The sequence below is a fragment of the Rhodovulum sp. ES.010 genome (assembly GCF_900142935.1).
Classification (GTDB): Bacteria; Pseudomonadota; Alphaproteobacteria; order Rhodobacterales; family Rhodobacteraceae; genus Rhodovulum.
The window spans coordinates 777609-794177 of record NZ_FSRS01000001.1; the positions used below are offsets into that span (position 1 = coordinate 777609).

Below are 16569 nucleotides of genomic sequence, written 5' to 3' on the forward strand. Positions count from 1 at the left end.
GAAGCGGAGCGGACATGCCTGTTCTCTGGCTCGTGCTCATCGTTCTCGCCCTCGCCATCGCCGGCTATGTCATCGGGCGGGGCAGGGCGCTTAAATCAGCCGGGGGCGACATCCGCGCGCTGCATTCGCTGCCCTCCTATTACGGCTACCACATTGCAATCCTGACTTTGGTGCCGGCCTTTGCCATCATGATCGGCTGGCTCTTGGTGCAGCCATTGGTGGTGGAACGCAGCGTGTCGTCGCACATTTCCGACGCCGCGATCTCCGACCGAAGCACGCGGGGGCTGTTCATGGCCGATGTGCGTCGCGTGGCCGAAGGGCTCGACCAAGCCGTGGCCGAGGGCGCGATGACCCGCGAATACGCGTCGAGCATCCGCACCGAGTTCACCGACGTGCGCGAGCGGCTCGGCCAGATCGGAGTGGCGCTCGGCTCGGATGTCGGGCCCGAGGTCCTGCGGGCCGCCCAGAGCTACCGCGCGGTCGCGGGCACTGGCAACCTCATGATGACCGGTCTCGTCCTGCTCGCCGCCGCCGGGGGCTTCGGCACCGCGCTTCTGCGGACGAACGCCGCCTTCCGCGCGCGCAACGTGGTCGAGACTGCGATCCGCTATCTGCTGATCTTCGCCGCAACGGTCGCGATCCTCACGACCATCGGGATCCTGCTCTCGCTCGTGTTCAACACGATCGAGTTCTTCAAGCTCTACCCGGCGACCGATTTCTTCTTCGGCCTGACGTGGAGCCCAAGTTTCGGCGGCGGCTCGGAGTTGGGCATCATTCCGCTGCTGTGGGGCACCTTCTACATCTCAATCATCGCGCTGGCTGTGGCGGTGCCGGTCGGGCTCTTCGCCGCGATCTACCTGTCGGAATACGCCTCCTCTCACGTCCGCTCCATCGCCAAGCCTCTGATCGAAGTGCTGGCGGGCATTCCCACCATCGTCTACGGCCTCTTCGCGCTGCTGACCGTCGGTCCGCTCTTGATGAAGGTGTTCGGCGACGGCGGTGTCGGCATCATGCAGGCCGGCACCGCGGTGATGACCGCGGGGATCGTCATGGGCATCATGCTGATTCCCTTCGTGAGTTCGCTATCCGACGACATCATCAACGCGGTGCCGCAGTCGATGCGCGACGGCTCGCTCGGGCTCGGCGCGACGCCGTCCGAGACGGTGCGGCACGTGGTTCTGCCGGCCGCGCTGCCCGGCATCGTGGGCGCGATCCTGCTGGCCGCCTCGCGCGCCATCGGCGAAACGATGATCGTGGTGCTCGGGGCAGGGGCCGCCGCGCGGCTCAGCCTCAACCCGTTCGACGCGATGACCACGGTCACCGCCAAGATCGTCAGCCAGCTCACCGGCGACGCGGACTTCGCCTCTCCGGAAGCGCTGGTCGCTTTCGCCCTCGGCATGACGCTGTTCGTCATCACGCTGGGGCTCAACGTCTTCGCGCTTTATATCGTGCGCAAATACCGGGAGCAGTACGAATGACCGACGCCACCGCCGCCCCGGCACCTGCCGCCCCCGGCCGCTCGGGTTCCTTGCTGCAACTCGACGAGCGCACCCGCAAGCGCAACGCGGCAGAACGCCGGTTCAAGATCTATGGGATGCTGGCAATCGGAACCGGGTTGTTCTTTCTGGTCTGGCTGCTCACGGCGATCCTGATCAACGGAATCGGCGCCTTTCAGCAGACCGCCTTCACGTTGCAGGTGGAGTTGTCGGAAGACGTGCTCGATCCCAATGGCAACCGCGACCCCGCGGATATCAGCGAGGCCAAGACCTTCGCCTACAAGCCGTTGCTGCGCGCCGCGCTGCTGCGCGAGATCGAGCGAAACGGGATCGACACGCCGCTGTCGGAGGCCAAGGTCGAGGGGTTCTCCTCCGAACTCGACAATGTCTTCTCGGACGGGGCTCCCGCAACGCTACGGAACATGGTGCTCGACGATCCCGCCCTGATCGGACAGACAGTCGAGGTGCGCATCCTCGCCTCCTCGCGCGTCGACGGTTACCTGAAGGAGCGCGTGACCCGCGAGTCCATCGCCCGAGATAAGAACCTCGACGCAGTCCACCTGGACCTGGTGGACGAATTGCGCGAGGCGGGCGTTGTCGCCAAGGGATTCAACGTGGCCTTCATCACCGGCCCCGACGCGTCCGATGCGCGGCCCGAACAGGCCGGGATGGGGGTGGCGATTCTGGGTTCGTTCTTCATGATGCTGGTGGTGCTCCTGCTCAGCCTGCCGATCGGTGTCGCCGCCTCGATCTACCTCGAGGAGTTCGCGCCCAAGAACCGGTTCACCGACCTGATCGAGGTGAACATTTCGAACCTCGCGGCGGTGCCCTCCATCGTCTTCGGCATCCTGGGCCTCGCGGTGTTCATCCAGTTCATGCACCTGCCGCAATCGGCGCCTTTGGTCGGCGGACTCGTGCTGACGCTGATGACACTGCCCACGATCATCATCTCGACACGCGCCTCGCTGAAATCGGTGCCGCCCTCGATCCGCGATGCCGCGCTGGGGGTGGGCGCCTCCAAGATGCAGGCTGTGTTCCACCACGTGCTGCCACTGGCGATGCCGGGTATCCTGACGGGCACGATCATCGGCCTTGCCCAGGCGCTCGGAGAGACCGCGCCGCTTCTGCTGATCGGCATGGTCGGGTATATCGCCTCGAACTATCCCGACGGGGTCGCCTCGGGCTTCCTCGATCCGAACTCGGCGATGCCGGCGCAGATCTTCGAATGGGCGAAACGCGCCGACCCGGCCTTCTACGAACGCGCCTGGGGCGGAATCATCATCCTGCTCGTCTTCATGATCACCATGAACATCATCGCCATCATCCTGCGCCGCCGCTTCGAGCGCCGCTGGTAGAGCCGCGGAAAGGACGCCACGATGTACGACAATCCACTGACGAAGAGGGACACGGTGACCAAAGAGGTGAAGATTTCGGCGCGGAACTGTCAAGTCCATTACGGCGATACCCACGCCATCAAGGATGTGGATGTCGACATCGAGGACAAGACTGTCACCGCCTTCATCGGTCCCTCGGGCTGTGGCAAGTCCACCTTCCTACGCTGCCTCAACCGGATGAACGACACGATCGATGTCGCCCGCGTCGAGGGCACGATCCTGCTCGACGGCGAGGATATCTACGACCCCAAGGTCGACCCGGTCCAACTGCGCGCCAAGGTCGGCATGGTGTTCCAGAAACCGAACCCGTTCCCCAAGTCCATCTACGACAACATCGCCTATGGTCCGCGCATCCACGGCATGGCCAAGAACAAGGCCGAGATCGACGAGATCGTCGAGCGGGCGCTGCGCCGCGGCGCGCTTTGGGACGAGGTCAAGGATCGCCTGCAGGAGCCGGGCACCGGTCTGTCGGGCGGCCAGCAGCAGCGCCTGTGCATCGCGCGCGCCGTGGCCACCGAACCCGAGGTCCTGCTGATGGACGAGCCCTGCTCGGCGCTCGACCCGATCGCAACGGCCCAAGTCGAGGAGTTAATCGACGAGTTGCGCGAGAACTACTCGGTGGTGATCGTCACCCACTCGATGCAGCAGGCGGCGCGGGTCAGCCAGAAGACCGCCTTCTTCCATCTCGGCAACCTCGTGGAATACGGCGAGACGGGACACATCTTTACCAATCCCGAGGACCCGCGCACCGAAAGCTACATTACCGGCCGGATCGGCTGAGAAAGGAATTTCCATGTCGGATTCCCTGAAGAACCCGCATATCGTCAAATCCTACGACAAGGATCTCGAGGCGATCCAGGCGCTGATCATGAAAATGGGCGGGATGGTCGAGGCGGCTATCCTCGAGTCCGCCAATTCGTTGGAGAACCGCGACGAGGAACTGGCCGAGCGCGTACGCCGGAATGACGGCGCGATCGACGCGCTCGAACAGCAGGTGAACGAAGAAGCCGCGCGGCTGCTCGCGCTGCGCCAGCCCTCGGCGGGCGATCTGCGCACCGTGCTCAGCGTGATGAAGATCTCCGCCAACCTAGAGCGAGTAGGGGATTACGCCAAGAACATGGCCAAGCGCACCGGTGTGCTGCTGCAGATGTCGCCCATCGACGGATCGTCGGGTGCAATCCGGCGCATGGCGCGCGCTGTCGAGGCCATGCTGAAAGACGCGCTCGACGCCTATATCCAGCGCGATGCGGAACTCGCCCAGGACGTGCGGCTGCGCGACCACGAGGTCGACCAGATGTACAACGCGCTGTTCCGCGAGTTCCTGACCTTCATGATGGAGGATCCGCGCAACATCACCGCCTGCATGCACCTGCATTTCATCGCCAAGAACATCGAGCGGATGGGCGACCATGTCACCTCCATCGCCGAGCAGGTGATCTACCTCGTGACCGGCGAATTGCCCGAGGACGACCGCCCCAAGGCCGATCGCACGGCCTACGAGGCCACCGAAACGAAATGCTGACCCATACCGAGCAACCGACGGTCCTGATCGTCGAGGACGAGCCCGCCCAGAGGGAGGTGCTCGCCTACAATCTCGAGGCCGAGGGTTTCCGTGTGGCCAAGGCCGAAAACGGCGACGAGGCGCTGATGCTGGTCGAGGAGATGGCGCCCGACCTGATCGTGCTGGACTGGATGCTGCCCTCGGTCTCGGGGATCGAGGTCTGCCGCCGGCTCAAGACCCGCAACGACACGCGCGCTATGCCGATCATCATGCTGTCCGCCCGCGCCGAGGAGGTCGACCGGGTGCGCGGGCTGGAAACAGGGGCCGACGACTACGTGGTGAAGCCCTATTCGGTGATCGAACTGATGGCGCGGGTCCGGGCGCTGTTGCGCCGTACGCGGCCCGCCTCGGTCGGGCAGACGCTCGAATTCGAGGATATCCGCCTCGATCCCGAGACCCACAAGGTGTTCCGCGCCGACCAGCCCCTGAAGCTCGGCCCGACAGAGTTCCGGCTGCTCTCGACCTTCATGGAGAAGCCCGGCCGCGTCTGGAGCCGTGAGCAATTGCTCGACCGGGTCTGGGGGCGGGACATCTACGTCGACACGCGAACGGTCGACGTGCATATCGGCCGGCTGCGCAAGGCCCTATGCCAGTACGGCGGCGAGGACCCTGTGCGCACGGTGCGCGGCGCGGGCTACGCGCTGGGTTAACCGCGCACGCGAACGGTATCCATCAAGTCGTCGACCGCGGCCAGTAGCTCGGCCCGGACGATGGCGGCGGGCGTCATGTGGTAGACGTCGATCTCGACCTCGTCGCGCGCGGCCTTTTGTGTCGGGCCGCCGCGTGGGGTGACCGGAAGGGGGGACAGCATCGTCATGGGTGCCTCCATCGGGTGGCGCTTCTGGCAACCAAGATAGAGCATTATGCTTACGGTGCGCTTAACGGCACCAGGCCGCGATCTTTACTCCGATAATAAGTATTATGTCACCTTTTATGCGTCACCAAACGCCTCAAACCACGGTCTTTTCCTTTTCCATCACGGGCCGGTCCTCGGACAACGACCGGGTGCGGACCAGTCTCTGCTGCGATATTGCGCCGGCAATCAATCCCATACCTCGCAATCCTCACGTTGATCGCGGTGCTGAACTGCTGCCGGATCGAGGCCACCGCCAGCGCGGTTGAGGCGCGCGCGCCCCCCGGGTCCGGCTCGACCACGACGATACGAAGGTCCGGCGGGCCAAGCCGCCACAGCCAGAATGCGGCCGACGCGCCCATGACGGCACCCCCTACGAACGCGATGTCGGCCCTTTAGTCACCGCCCTGCCCCCCTGCAAAATGCGCTCTCGCGCCCGGTACCTCCTAGCGACCAGTCGCAGTCTCGACATTGCCGGGGATATTGCCTTAAAACACCAGACAGTTCGGGGGCATGGCGTGCCGATTTCACGCGGAGGCGGGGCTTATTCCCAAAACGCACCGCGCCAGCCCCACCGTCGGGGAGGCGCAATGACGCTCGACTACGTCCGTGCCCTTGTGAATGTCCGCAGCGTCGAGGAACTTTGGGCGCTCCATTCGCGGAAGATGGCCGATTTCGGCTTCGATCGCATCATCTACGGCTTTACCCGCTTTCGCACGGCACGGTCGTTCGGCGACCGCGAAGACTTCGTCGTGCTCTCCAACCTCTGCGCGGAGTACATGCAGGCGTTCGTCGAGCGCGGGCTCTATCGCGAGGCCCCGATGGTCCGCTGGGCGACCGACAACGAGGGAGTCTGCAGCTGGAGCGAGCTTGAACGGCGCCGGGCGCGCGGCGAGCTCACGGAAGAGGAAGCGAAGGCGGTGGAGTTCAACCGCTCGATGGGCATGACCGCCGGCTATACCATCGCTTTCCGTGACATCTCGGTCCGGGCGAAAGGAGCGATCGGCCTCGTCGCGCGCCCCGGGCTCGACCAAGAGGCTGTGGACTCGGTTTGGGCCGAGCACGGGCGGGACTTGCTGTTGATGAACGAGTTGATGCACCTGAAGGTTCAGAACCTCCCCTATGCCTCGACCCGGCCGCCGCTGACCCCCCGCCAGCGCGAGGTCCTCGAATGGGTTGGCGACGGGAAGACGACGCAGGACATCGCGACAATTCTCGGCGTGACACCCGCCACCGTTGAAAAGCACCTGCGCCTTGCTCGCGAAACGCTAGATGTCGAAACGACCGCTCAAGCCGTCCTTAAGGCATGGTTTCAAAACCAGATTTTCAGCGCCCCGCCATGATGCACACGCGAATCGCGACGCGGACGGCTCGGCGCCTTAGGGGCGAGTAAGGATTCCCTGACTTTCTTTACCAAGCGTTAACCGGCAACAATCCGCTTGTTCCGTGAGTGGTGGCCTTGAGGCCAGGAACCGCGACCGGGAGGGAACTCGCCGCATTCTGCGAGCCTCCCGGTCGCCCGGGAAACCGGACGCGTCGCGGGCGGTCTATAGTCGGCCGTTCGTGGCGTCGCTTCTTGCACGCATGGCCTCAGGTTGGGGAAGCGGGAAGCGGAGGCGGTGCGGCGAAGGGGTGTCGCACCGCCTTTGCGTGCGGGCGGTCGCGCAGTTCGCAAAACGCGTTGGGCGGCGCGATGCCCGCGCCGCCCCGGATACTCAGATCGAGCCCTTAGTCAGCCTTGCGCAGCCTTGGCGACCTCGGCGGCGAAATCTTCCGCCTCCTTCTCGATCCCCTCGCCGACCTCGAGCCGGACAAAACCGGTGATCGTGGCGCCGGCTTCTTTGGCGGCGGCCTCGACCGTCAGGTCGGGGTTGACCACAAAAGCCTGGCCCAGCAGCGTGATCTCAGACAGGAACTTCTTCATCCGGCCTTCGATTATCTTCTCGATGACCTGCTCGGGCTTGCCGCTCTCGCGCGCGATGTCGACCTGAACCTGGCGCTCCTTCTCAAGCACCGCCGGATCAAGATCGTCCGCACCCAGCGACGCGGGGTTCGCGGCGGCGACATGCATCGCAATCTGGCGCCCGAATGCCTCGTCGCCGCCGGTCATTGCGACCAGCACGCCGATCTTTCCCATGCCGGGCACAGCAGCGTTGTGCATGTAGGACACGACCGTTTCGCCCTCGACCTTGGCCATCCGGCGCAGCGTCATGTTCTCGCCGATGGTCGCGATCTTGTCGGTCAAGGTGTCTTCGACCGACTTGCCGCCCAGATCGGCCGCCTTGAGCGCATCGATATCGTCGGCTTCCAGCGCCGCCTTCGCGATGCCGGCCACCATCTCTTGGAATTCGGCGTTCTTCGCGACGAAATCGGTTTCCGAGTTCACCTCGACGGCGACGCCTTTTCCGCCCGCGACCTCGACGGCCACGAGGCCCTCGGCAGCAGTACGGCCCGATTTCTTGGCCGCCTTGGCCAAGCCCTTGGTGCGCAGCCAGTCGACCGCGGCCTCCATGTCGCCGCCGGTCTCGGTCAGCGCCTTCTTGGCATCCATCATGCCCGCGCCGGTCTTGTCGCGCAACTCTTTCACCAGTGCAGCGGTGATTGCCATGGCTCGGCTCTCCTCGATTGTCCTTATCGCATACATGTGCCCGGCGCGGCCTTATCCGCGCCGGGTGTCAAACCCGTGACAGGCCGCCGGGTCAGGCGTCGGCCTTTTCCTCGGTGGTCTTCTCGCCTTCGCCGGCCTCCGCCAGCAGCTCCTCGGCCGGGGAGTCCTCCAGCGCGCCGATATCGACGCCCGCGGTCTCCATCTGCGCGCTCATACCATCAAGCGCAGCACGGCTGGCCAGATCGCAGTAGAGCCCGATGGCGCGGGCGGCGTCGTCGTTGCCCGGAATGATATAGTCCACCCCCTCGGGCGAGCAGTTGGTGTCGACCACCGCCACGACTGGGATGCCCAGTTTACGGGCCTCGGCGATGGCAAGGTCCTCCTTGTTCACGTCGATCACGAACAGAAGGTCCGGCAGCCCGCCCATCTCGCGGATGCCGCCGAGGCTCGCCTGAAGCTTGGCCTGCTCGCGCTCCATGCCGAGGCGTTCCTTCTTGGTCAGGCCCTCGGCGCCAGCGGCCATCTGCTCGTCGATGTCGTTCAGCCGCTTGATCGACTGGGACACGGTCTTCCAGTTGGTCAGCGTGCCGCCCAGCCAGCGGTGGTTCATGTAGTACTGGGCGCATTTCTCGGCCGCCTCGGCGATCGGTTTCTGCGCCTGGCGCTTGGTGCCGACGAACAGCACACGGCCGCCCTTGGCTACAGTTTCGCGGATGACGTTCAGCGCGGCGTCCAGCATTGGGACGGTTTGCGTCAGGTCGATGATGTGGATGCCGTTGCGGTCGCCATAGATGAACTCGCCCATGCGGGGGTTCCACCGCTGGGTCTGGTGACCGAAATGCACGCCAGCTTCCAGAAGCTGACGCATCGAGAACTCGGGAAGCGCCATAATCCTATCCTTTCCGGTTTGCGCCTGGGCGGGGCATTAAGGGCATCTGCCCAACCGGCGGACCGCAAGCGGGATGTCTCCCCGCAAGGGCCCAGCCCCGCCTGTCGAAGTGGCGCGCGGATAACGCGTTTGGCGCGCGAATGCAAGCCCCTGTGCGGACATACGGCGTGCTCAGACTGTTTCGGCCGAGACCAGCGACGCGAACACGCGTACGAAAAAAGAGCCGGTCCACCGACGCGACGCGCGAACTTTGTCCAGAAGCCCGTGCATGCACACGGTATCTCCGGCCCCACTGAGGACGGTCGAGCGCGAGCCTCTCGCGCCGCTCTGACCGGCAGGCCGACGACGGGCTGCACAGCAGGCGGGCCGCCGGACGGAAAGCGCGTCACGCGGCATGTTAACGAAGCTTGCGCTATTGTAGACGGGCCTGCCGCATCCTAGCTTTAAGGGGCAGACAGGATTGGGCCAATGTTCGAGACTCCCGACCCCCACCACGACGAGCCCCAGGACGGCCAGACCCGGCATTTCGGGCGCTCGATCCTAGCCAAGTTCAGGAACAACTTCCTGGCAGGGCTGGTCGTGATCGCGCCGGTCGGCCTGACCGTCTGGCTGATCTGGACGGTGACCGGTTGGATCGACGGGTTCGTGCTGCCACTGGTGCCCAACAAGTTCCAACCCGAGCAGTACATCGGCATCGACATCCGCGGGCTGGGTGTGATCTTCTTCTTGCTGTTCACCCTGCTGGTCGGCTGGACGGCCAAGGGCATGGTCGGCCGGTCCTTTATCCACTGGGGCGAGCGGGTGGTCGACAGGATGCCGGTGATCCGCTCGGTCTACAATGGGCTCAAGCAGATATCCGAAACAGTCTTCGCCCAGTCGGAGACGAGCTTCGACCGAGCTTGCCTGGTGGAATACCCGCGCAAGGGAATATGGGCGATGGCCTTCATCTCGACCCGGGCCAAGGGCGAGGTGAACCGGAAGATCCCGCGCGATGAAAAGATGATCTCGGTCTTCCTGCCGACGACGCCGAACCCGACCTCGGGCTTTCTGCTCTTCGTGCCGGAAAGCGACGTGATCGAACTCGACATGACCGTCGAAGAGGCCGCGAAGCTGGTGATCTCGGCCGGGCTTGTCGCCCCCGAGGACAAGGTGATCCCGGCGCCCGGGCCGCTGCAGGAAGTCGCGCGGCAGAAGATCGGCGCCTGATCTTTCGGTGCTTGCCGCCGCCGTCACCGGCTTTGCCACATCGCTTTCGCTGATCCTTGCGATCGGTGCCCAGAACGCCTTCGTGCTCCGTCAGGGATTGCTGCGCGCCCATGTGTTCGGGCTGTGCCTGTTCTGCGCGGCCTCCGACGCTGTGCTGATCGCCGCAGGGGTGGCCGGGTTCAGCGCGCTTTCGGGCACCCTGCCCTGGCTACCAGCGGCGCTGACCTTGGGCGGCGCGGCGTTCCTTCTCATCTACGGCGCGGTCAGGTTCCGTGCCGCCTGGGCGGGCGCACACGCGCTGGCAGCCGCCGGGCGGGCCGGATCGCAGTGGGCAGTACTGGGAACCGCGGCGGCACTGACCTGGCTCAACCCCCATGTCTACCTCGACACGCTGGGCTTGATCGGCGCAGTGTCGACCCGCTTTGGGGACGCGTCCGAGCGGCTTGCCTTTGGCAGCGGCGCGGTCGCCGCCTCTTTCGTGTTCTTCTTTGCGCTCGGCTACGGTGCCCGGCTTCTGGCGCCGGCGATGGCCGACCCGCGGGCGTGGCGGCTGCTCGATTTCGGCATCGGTGTTACGATGTGGACGATTGCCGGCGGGTTGATCGCGGGGTTTTGAACGGATCGGCCGGGCGCGGCCTGCGGCCGCGTGCCTCCGGCGGGAGTATTTCGGTCAAGACGCAGGCCGGGCGCGTCAGTCGCAAAGCCGATGCAGGTCCACAGTGCCGGCCCGGCCGAGGCGCGGCTTGACATCGGCGATGAAGCGGTCGGCCGCCGCCCGGCCCGCGGCCTTGAGCTCGGACAGGACGACCGGGCTGGGCACGAGTTTGGTCGCCACGTTCAGCTCGCGCATAACCCCGTCATCGGCGATCATGTGGATCCGCACGTCCTTCATCGAGCCGCCGGCGAGCTGGCCCTCGGCGATCATGTCCCGGACCATCTGGATCGCCCGCAACTCCCGCAGGAGCGAGGCGTTGAAGCTGATCTCGTTGATCCGGTTCTGGATCTCCTGACTGCTGACCGGAACCTCGTTGCGTTCAAGCGGGTTGATCGAGACCACCACGATGTCTTCGGGCAGGTCGGCCGCGAAAAGCGGGAAGAGCGCCGGGTTGCCGGTATAGCCACCGTCCCAGTAAGCGTCCGCCTCGCCGGTCTCGGGATCGGTCACTTCTACCGCTTGGAACAGCGTGGGTAGGCAGGCGGAGGCGAGGATTGCCTCCGTCGAGATCGCGTCGCCCTCGAAGATCTTGACCTTGCCGGTGCGCACGTTGGTGGCGCCGACGAAAAGCGCGGGCGCGATGTGTGCGCAAACCCGGCCGAAATCGAATCGCTCGACCACGCGCTCCAGCGGGTTGCGGTAGAACGGGCCGTAGACATAGGGGCTGACAATCCGGCTTGCGGCATCGGTCAGCGACCAGGGCAGGGCGAATTCCAGCATCCGGGCGACCGCGCCGGCCCCTGGCGTGAAAGCGGCCATCCAGTGGGTCAGGCGCAGATCGCCGACTGCGCCGACCTGGCCCCAGAGCCAATCGAGATTTTCGCGCGCGGCTTCTGCGCCCCCGGAGACCATCCCCGCCTTGAGCGCCGCGCCGTTGAGCGCCCCGGCCGAGGTGCCCGAGATGCCGGCGATCTCGATTTCGGGGTCTTCCAGCAGCCGGTCGAGCACCCCCCAGGTAAAGGCGCCATGGGCGCCGCCGCCCTGAAGCGCAAGGTTGATCGGCGTCACGCTCATGGCCAGCCCCCGGGGACGGATCGATCCGGCGCGCGCTTACAGCGCGGTCCAGCCGCCGTCGACGCTGATCGTGGTGCCGGTGATCTGGGTCGCGGCGTCGGAGCAAAGGAACACGGCGGTCCCGCCCAATTCTTCGACAGTGGCGAATTCCTTGGAGGGCTGACGCTCCAAGAGGACCTTCTCGATCACCTCGTCGCGCTCCATGCCGTACTCTTTCATCGTATCGGGGATTTGCGCCTCGACCAGCTGGGTCAACACGTAGCCCGGGCAAATCGCGTTGGCGGTGATCGGCTCGCGCGCGGTCTCAAGCGCGGTCACCTTGGTCAGGCCTACGATCCCGTGCTTGGCCGCGACATAGGCGGACTTGAAGGGCGAGGCGGTCAGGCCGTGCGCCGAGGCGATGTTGATCACCCGGCCCCAGCCCGCCTTGCGCATCAGCGGCAGCGCAGCGGCGGTGGTGTGGAAGGCCGAGGACAGGTTGATCGCGATGATGGCGTCCCACTTCTCGACCGGGAAGGCGTCGATCGCGGCGACATGCTGAATGCCCGCGTTATTCACCAGGATGTCGCAGACGCCCGCGCGCTCCACCAGCGAGCGGCATTCGTCCGGCTTGGACATGTCGGCCTTGATGTAGCGCGCCGACACGCCGTGCTCCTGGCTCAGATCATGGGCGAGTTTGTGGTCCTCATCACTGTCAGTGAAGGAATTCAGAACGACATCGGCGCCCGCGCGGGCGAGTTCATGGGCCACGCCGAGCCCGATGCCCGAATTTGAGCCGGTTACGATGGCAGTCTTGCCGGAAAGCGACATGGCGGAGTCCTTTTTGTTACAGAGGTCCAGACAGTGGCGAGCCTACATGCTGCACCTGCGGCGTGAAAGCGTGATGACGGGGGCGGGCTGCAGGGCCGGTTCCGACTCCTTGGCATCAACTTCGCCCCGAACTCCCGCGTCGAAGACCCCGCCCACTTCCCTGCGAATCGCCCAAACAACGGGGCAGCGGCGCGCCGGCCGCACACCCGTCGCCGCTCCGTCGCACCCAGTACTACCATGATCCCGCCAGCCGGCCCTGCATCGGACCGGATGGGTTTTGTGCTGGTCCTGCGACTCCGGTGGCGCCGACACGGGCCGTGATCGCGGAGCGTAGCGGCCCCGGAAGGCGGCAAAAAAAACGCCCGCACGAGGCGGGCGTTAAGTTATTGAGGCAGGTTTCATACAGGCAAGAAACCTATCGAGCAGTGAATTCTTTATACGCAATCCGGCGCGGAGGTCCAAGCTAAAAGTTTGAAAAACCTGGGCTGGGCGCCTAGGCTGACAGCCAGAAAAACAAGGCCCGAGCAGGATTGTCCCCCAGATGAGATCGGTGTTTTTCACTCGTTCGCCCGTGGCGTGTGTGGTGGCCATCTTACTCGCCTTCGCGCCCCATCTGCGTGCCGAGCCGAGCCATGGCATCGCTATGTATGGGGAGCCGGCGCTTCCACCTGATTTTGTGTCCCTGCCCTACGTGAACCCCGACGCCCCCCGCGGCGGGCGCCTCGTGTTGGGCGAGACGGGCGGCTTCGACAGCCTCAATCCGTTCATCCTGAAAGGCAACGCCCCATGGCCGCTGCGGATGCTCGGCTACGAAAGCCTGATGGGCCGGTCCTGGGACGAACCCTTCACGCTTTACGGCCTGCTCGCCGAATCGGTGGAGACCGGGCCGGATCGGACATGGGTGGAATTCACCCTCCGCGAAGAGGCGCGATTCTCCGACGGCAGCCCGGTCACGGTCGAGGACGTGCTGTGGTCGTTCGAGACGCTGGGCCGCGAGGGCCACCCCCGCTACCGCGGCGCCTGGGACAAGGTCGCGCGGGGCTACGCGACCGGCCCACGCAGCGTCCGCTTCACCTTCAACACCGAGGACCGCGAACTGCCGCTCATCCTCGGGTTGCGGCCCGTCCTGAAAAAGGCCCAATGGGCGGGGCGCGATTTCGGCGAAAGCGGGCTCGAAGCGCCGATCGGCACGGGGCCTTACGTCATTGCCGACCACGAACCGGGACGGTATCTCGTTTTGAAGCAGGACCAGGACTGGTGGGGGCGCGCGCTACCCTTCAACCGCGGCCAGCACAATTTCGCGGAAATCCGCTACGAGTATTTCGGAGATGGCGACGTGGTGTTCGAGGCGTTCCGCGGCGGCGCGATCGATGTCTTTCGCGAGTCGAGCGCGGCCAAGTGGGACAGCGCCTACGACTTCCCCGCCATCGCGTCGGGCGAGATCGTGGAGGCCGAGATCCCGCACGAGCGGCCCTCGGGCATCGCAGGGCTGGTGATGAACACGCGGCGCGCGATCTTCGCCGACTGGCGAGTGCGCGACGCGATGCTGCACGCCTTCAACTTCGAGTTCATCAGCGACACCCTGACCGGCGGCGAGCAGCCGCGCATCGCCTCGTTTTTCTCGAACTCGACCCTTGGCATGCGCGAGGGGCCGGCCGAGGGCCGCGTGCGCGCCTTGCTGGAGCCTTATGACGATCACCTGTTGCCCGGCGCGCTCGACGGCTACGCGCTGCCCGTCTCGGACGGCCGACCGTCGAACCGCAACAACCTGCGCACGGCCTTCGGGCAACTGGAGGCGGCCGGCTGGACCGTCGGCGACGGCGGCGTGCTGCGCGATGCGGACGGCGCGCCTTTCACCTTCGAGATCCTCCTGCGCCAAGGCGCGACCGAGACGGAGAAGATCGTGGACATCTTCGTCGAGGGCCTGAAACGGCTGGGCATCGCGGTGCGCGTCACCGCCGTGGACAGCGCGCAATATACCGAGCGCACTGACGCCTACGATTTCGACATGACCTTCTACACTCGCGCGCTTTCGCTCTCGCCCGGAAACGAGCAGCGGCTCTACTGGGGCGTCGAAGGTGTCGACCGTCCCGGCACGCGCAACTGGATGGGCATGGACAGCCCGGCGGCGGACGCGATGATCGACGCGCTGCTGACGGCCGAGACGCGCGAAGAGTTCGTCGCCGCGACCCGTGCACTCGACCGCGTGCTGACCACCGGGCGCTACGTGATTCCGATCTGGTATGCGCGGCACTCGCGCATTGCCCACGGTGCCGACCTGCACTATCCGGAAACGATCCCGATCTACGGCGACTGGATCGGATTCCTGCCCGACATCTGGTGGACCGAGGAGAACTGAGAGATGGGCCGTACCCTTCTTATCCTCATCGCGCTGACGCTGGCCGCCTGTGGCACCGTCGAGGGCATGGGTGAGGACATATCGGCCGGGGCACGGGCGGTGCGCAACGCGCTCTGAGGCGCGCGGGCGCCCGCGCTCGCGGCGTGTCAACGACCGAGCCGGTCGCCGAGGAAGTCGGTGAAAGCATCCCAACTTTCACGGTCGGCCGTCTCTCGGTAGCGGTCCGAGCCGAATACGGTGAAGGCGTGCGGTGCGCCGGAATAGACCTGCACTTCGTAGCGGGTTCCGGCAGCCTCCAATTCGTTCACCAGCGACACCAAGTCGGACATGGTAATCGAGGTGTCCGCGCCCCCGTGCAGGATCAACAGCGGCGGTTCGTCGCCCGTCCAGCCCTGCCCCTCGGGCGTCGACAGCCCACCATGGAAACTGGCGTAGCCCGCTGCCTCGCCGGCCAAGTCGCTGCGGGCCATTTCCAGCGTGACGGCGCCGCCGAAGCAATACCCCATCACCGCCATGCTGCCGGCGTCCGATAGCGCCCGCGCCTGCGCCACGCCCGCCTGGATCAGCGCGCGCATCTTCTCGCGGTCCTGGTAGAGCGCCCCGGTCGCGGCGCGGCGGTGGTCGACGGTTTCGGTCGGCGTGCCCGCGCCGAACATGTCCAGCGCGAAGGCGTCGTAGCCCATCTCGGCCAGCATGTCGGCGCGCTGCCGCTCGTAGTCGGTCAGCCCGTCCCAGTCATGCACGATCAGGACGAGTCCCGCCGCATCTTCGGCAGCGGCAAAATAGCCGGTATAGGCGGCGCCATCGACCTCGTAGCTTAGCTCCTCGGCCAGGGCGGGCAGCGCGGCCCCCGCGATGGCGCCGGTCAGAATGGAAATTCGCATTATGTTGTCCTCCCGCTGACAGAAGGTGCGCCGGCGCCTCGCGCCGACAGCGAGTGTTTCTACCCTGGTCGGAGCGCCCTCCTCTGGGCGAGAAGATGGCGCGGCCCGGCGCCGCGGCAAGTCTGGCCGTCAGTCCAGCGACGTGACCCAGAGGATCGTCGCATCCTCCTGGCTGACCGAAATCACGTTGTGTCCCATCGTCGCGTCGTAATAGGCGCTGTCTCCCCGGCGCATCTCGACCGGCGCGTAAAGTTCGGTATAGAGCCGGATCACCCCGGTCAGCACGTAGAGGAACTCTTCCCCCTCGTGGCGTACCCAGCCCTCGAACTCCGCGACGTCTCGTGCCCGCACCCGTGTACGATAGGGAAGCATCCGCTTGCGCGACAGCGCCCCGGCCAACAGCTCGTGCTCATAGGTGGCGGTGGCTTGCGCAGCGCCCTCGCCAGTGCGCGTCACCGCCATGCGTCCGCCCGTGCGCGGCCCGCGCATCGGTGTGAACAGCTGCGGCACCGACACGCCCAGGCCCGTGGCCAGCTTCTTTAACGCCTCGTAGGTGGGCGACATCTGGTCGTTCTCGATCTTCGAGAGGGTCGAGCGCGCAAGCCCGGCCCGGCGCGCGGCCTGTTCCAGCGTCCAGCCCCGCGCCGTCCGCAATTCGCGTACCCGCTGGCCCAGGTCCAGCGGCTCGGGCGTTTCCGCCTCGCCCTCCGCCCGGTCTATGCGGATGAGCCGGTGGTCGCGCGGCCGTCCCATGCCTTTGTGTGATAGAGCTTGGCCCTT

Annotated in this window: 18 protein-coding genes; 10 read left to right on the forward strand and 8 right to left on the reverse strand. The window is 65.7% G+C overall.

The window, feature by feature from the left end; genetic code table 11:
- Nucleotides 1-14: 14 nt before the first annotated feature.
- Genes pstC through phoB form a run of 5 tightly spaced genes read left to right on the forward strand, consistent with a single transcriptional unit; the run spans nucleotide 15 to nucleotide 5101 of the window.
- Nucleotides 15-1478, forward strand: a complete 1464-nt coding sequence (gene pstC / locus BUR28_RS03925) for a phosphate ABC transporter permease subunit PstC (RefSeq protein WP_074218936.1) — start codon at nucleotides 15-17, stop codon at nucleotides 1476-1478.
- Nucleotides 1475-2851 (forward strand): phosphate ABC transporter permease PstA, encoded by a 1377-nt coding sequence (pstA, locus tag BUR28_RS03930; RefSeq protein ID WP_074218937.1) that lies wholly within the window; start codon nucleotides 1475-1477, stop codon nucleotides 2849-2851. The genes pstC and pstA overlap by 4 nt, the downstream gene beginning before the upstream one ends.
- Nucleotides 2852-2872: 21 nt before the next feature.
- Complete coding sequence (pstB, locus tag BUR28_RS03935; protein WP_074218938.1) at nucleotides 2873-3670, forward strand: phosphate ABC transporter ATP-binding protein PstB; 798 nt, start codon at nucleotides 2873-2875, stop codon at nucleotides 3668-3670.
- A 13-nt stretch (nucleotides 3671-3683) separates the two neighbouring features.
- Nucleotides 3684-4412, forward strand: coding sequence for a phosphate signaling complex protein PhoU (phoU, locus tag BUR28_RS03940; protein WP_074218939.1), 729 nt, complete (start codon nucleotides 3684-3686; stop codon nucleotides 4410-4412).
- Complete coding sequence (gene phoB, locus BUR28_RS03945; RefSeq protein ID WP_074218940.1) at nucleotides 4406-5101, forward strand: phosphate regulon transcriptional regulator PhoB; 696 nt, start codon at nucleotides 4406-4408, stop codon at nucleotides 5099-5101. The genes phoU and phoB overlap by 7 nt, the downstream gene beginning before the upstream one ends.
- On the opposite strand, the gene BUR28_RS19855 is transcribed toward phoB, so the two are convergent.
- Entirely contained in the window at nucleotides 5098-5268 is a 171-nt protein-coding gene (locus tag BUR28_RS19855) for a hypothetical protein (RefSeq protein ID WP_175566885.1), read from the reverse strand. The two genes, phoB and BUR28_RS19855, sit on opposite strands and share 4 nt — an antisense overlap.
- A gap of 107 nt (nucleotides 5269-5375) precedes the next feature.
- On the reverse strand, nucleotides 5376-5690 hold the full coding sequence (locus tag BUR28_RS19235; RefSeq protein ID WP_256370894.1) for an FAD-dependent oxidoreductase: 315 nt from the start codon (nucleotides 5688-5690) through the stop codon (nucleotides 5376-5378).
- A gap of 204 nt (nucleotides 5691-5894) precedes the next feature.
- Here BUR28_RS19235 and BUR28_RS03955 point away from each other — a divergent pair, with 204 nt between their 5' ends.
- The gene (locus BUR28_RS03955; RefSeq protein ID WP_074218942.1) at nucleotides 5895-6647 is read left to right on the forward strand and encodes a LuxR family transcriptional regulator; all 753 of its coding nucleotides are present in this window, start codon (nucleotides 5895-5897) and stop codon (nucleotides 6645-6647) included.
- A gap of 389 nt (nucleotides 6648-7036) precedes the next feature.
- On the opposite strand, the gene tsf is transcribed toward BUR28_RS03955, so the two are convergent.
- Together tsf and rpsB are read right to left on the reverse strand one after the other, a co-directional pair.
- A complete protein-coding gene (gene tsf / locus BUR28_RS03960) occupies nucleotides 7037-7912 on the reverse strand; it encodes a translation elongation factor Ts (RefSeq protein ID WP_074218943.1) in 876 nt (291 codons plus the stop codon).
- A gap of 91 nt (nucleotides 7913-8003) precedes the next feature.
- Nucleotides 8004-8801 (reverse strand): 30S ribosomal protein S2, encoded by a 798-nt coding sequence (gene rpsB, locus BUR28_RS03965; protein WP_074218944.1) that lies wholly within the window; start codon nucleotides 8799-8801, stop codon nucleotides 8004-8006.
- A gap of 468 nt (nucleotides 8802-9269) precedes the next feature.
- Between rpsB and BUR28_RS03970 the strand changes: the two genes are divergently transcribed.
- Both BUR28_RS03970 and BUR28_RS03975 read left to right on the forward strand, forming a co-directional pair.
- On the forward strand, nucleotides 9270-10007 hold the full coding sequence (locus BUR28_RS03970; protein ID WP_074218945.1) for a DUF502 domain-containing protein: 738 nt from the start codon (nucleotides 9270-9272) through the stop codon (nucleotides 10005-10007).
- 7 nt (nucleotides 10008-10014) lie between these two features.
- Nucleotides 10015-10623, forward strand: a complete 609-nt coding sequence (locus BUR28_RS03975) for a LysE/ArgO family amino acid transporter (RefSeq protein WP_074218946.1) — start codon at nucleotides 10015-10017, stop codon at nucleotides 10621-10623.
- A 75-nt stretch (nucleotides 10624-10698) separates the two neighbouring features.
- On the opposite strand, the gene BUR28_RS03980 is transcribed toward BUR28_RS03975, so the two are convergent.
- Together BUR28_RS03980 and BUR28_RS03985 are read right to left on the reverse strand one after the other, a co-directional pair.
- On the reverse strand, nucleotides 10699-11736 hold the full coding sequence (locus BUR28_RS03980; RefSeq protein ID WP_074218947.1) for a patatin-like phospholipase family protein: 1038 nt from the start codon (nucleotides 11734-11736) through the stop codon (nucleotides 10699-10701).
- A gap of 36 nt (nucleotides 11737-11772) precedes the next feature.
- Nucleotides 11773-12546 (reverse strand): 3-hydroxybutyrate dehydrogenase, encoded by a 774-nt coding sequence (locus BUR28_RS03985; RefSeq protein WP_074218948.1) that lies wholly within the window; start codon nucleotides 12544-12546, stop codon nucleotides 11773-11775.
- 541 nt (nucleotides 12547-13087) lie between these two features.
- Between BUR28_RS03985 and BUR28_RS03990 the strand changes: the two genes are divergently transcribed.
- Together BUR28_RS03990 and BUR28_RS19240 are read left to right on the forward strand one after the other, a co-directional pair.
- Nucleotides 13088-14905 (forward strand): extracellular solute-binding protein, encoded by a 1818-nt coding sequence (locus BUR28_RS03990; RefSeq protein ID WP_074218949.1) that lies wholly within the window; start codon nucleotides 13088-13090, stop codon nucleotides 14903-14905.
- A 3-nt stretch (nucleotides 14906-14908) separates the two neighbouring features.
- Entirely contained in the window at nucleotides 14909-15022 is a 114-nt protein-coding gene (locus BUR28_RS19240) for an entericidin A/B family lipoprotein (protein ID WP_139307478.1), read from the forward strand.
- Between the two features lie 29 nt (nucleotides 15023-15051).
- Here the strand turns inward: BUR28_RS19240 and BUR28_RS04000 are convergent, their stop codons facing one another.
- Together BUR28_RS04000 and BUR28_RS04005 are read right to left on the reverse strand one after the other, a co-directional pair.
- Nucleotides 15052-15789, reverse strand: coding sequence for a dienelactone hydrolase family protein (locus BUR28_RS04000; RefSeq protein WP_074218950.1), 738 nt, complete (start codon nucleotides 15787-15789; stop codon nucleotides 15052-15054).
- 129 nt (nucleotides 15790-15918) lie between these two features.
- Nucleotides 15919-16542, reverse strand: coding sequence for a helix-turn-helix domain-containing protein (locus tag BUR28_RS04005; RefSeq protein WP_074218951.1), 624 nt, complete (start codon nucleotides 16540-16542; stop codon nucleotides 15919-15921).
- Nucleotides 16543-16569: the final 27 nt, after the last annotated feature.

Coding starts and splice junctions, on each gene's coding strand:
- tsf (WP_074218943.1), bottom strand. CDS start 7,912: ATGGCAATCACCGCTGCACTGGTGAAAGAGTTGCGCGACAAGACCGGC.
- BUR28_RS19240 (WP_139307478.1), top strand. CDS start 14,909: ATGGGCCGTACCCTTCTTATCCTCATCGCGCTGACGCTGGCCGCCTGT.
- BUR28_RS03980 (WP_074218947.1), bottom strand. CDS start 11,736: ATGAGCGTGACGCCGATCAACCTTGCGCTTCAGGGCGGCGGCGCCCAT.
- phoB (WP_074218940.1), top strand. CDS start 4,406: ATGCTGACCCATACCGAGCAACCGACGGTCCTGATCGTCGAGGACGAG.
- BUR28_RS03970 (WP_074218945.1), top strand. CDS start 9,270: ATGTTCGAGACTCCCGACCCCCACCACGACGAGCCCCAGGACGGCCAG.
- BUR28_RS03955 (WP_074218942.1), top strand. CDS start 5,895: ATGACGCTCGACTACGTCCGTGCCCTTGTGAATGTCCGCAGCGTCGAG.
- phoU (WP_074218939.1), top strand. CDS start 3,684: ATGTCGGATTCCCTGAAGAACCCGCATATCGTCAAATCCTACGACAAG.
- BUR28_RS03990 (WP_074218949.1), top strand. CDS start 13,088: ATGAGATCGGTGTTTTTCACTCGTTCGCCCGTGGCGTGTGTGGTGGCC.
- BUR28_RS03985 (WP_074218948.1), bottom strand. CDS start 12,546: ATGTCGCTTTCCGGCAAGACTGCCATCGTAACCGGCTCAAATTCGGGC.
- BUR28_RS04000 (WP_074218950.1), bottom strand. CDS start 15,789: ATGCGAATTTCCATTCTGACCGGCGCCATCGCGGGGGCCGCGCTGCCC.
- BUR28_RS04005 (WP_074218951.1), bottom strand. CDS start 16,542: ATGGGACGGCCGCGCGACCACCGGCTCATCCGCATAGACCGGGCGGAG.
- BUR28_RS19855 (WP_175566885.1), bottom strand. CDS start 5,268: ATGACGATGCTGTCCCCCCTTCCGGTCACCCCACGCGGCGGCCCGACA.
- pstB (WP_074218938.1), top strand. CDS start 2,873: ATGTACGACAATCCACTGACGAAGAGGGACACGGTGACCAAAGAGGTG.
- pstA (WP_074218937.1), top strand. CDS start 1,475: ATGACCGACGCCACCGCCGCCCCGGCACCTGCCGCCCCCGGCCGCTCG.
- rpsB (WP_074218944.1), bottom strand. CDS start 8,801: ATGGCGCTTCCCGAGTTCTCGATGCGTCAGCTTCTGGAAGCTGGCGTG.
- pstC (WP_074218936.1), top strand. CDS start 15: ATGCCTGTTCTCTGGCTCGTGCTCATCGTTCTCGCCCTCGCCATCGCC.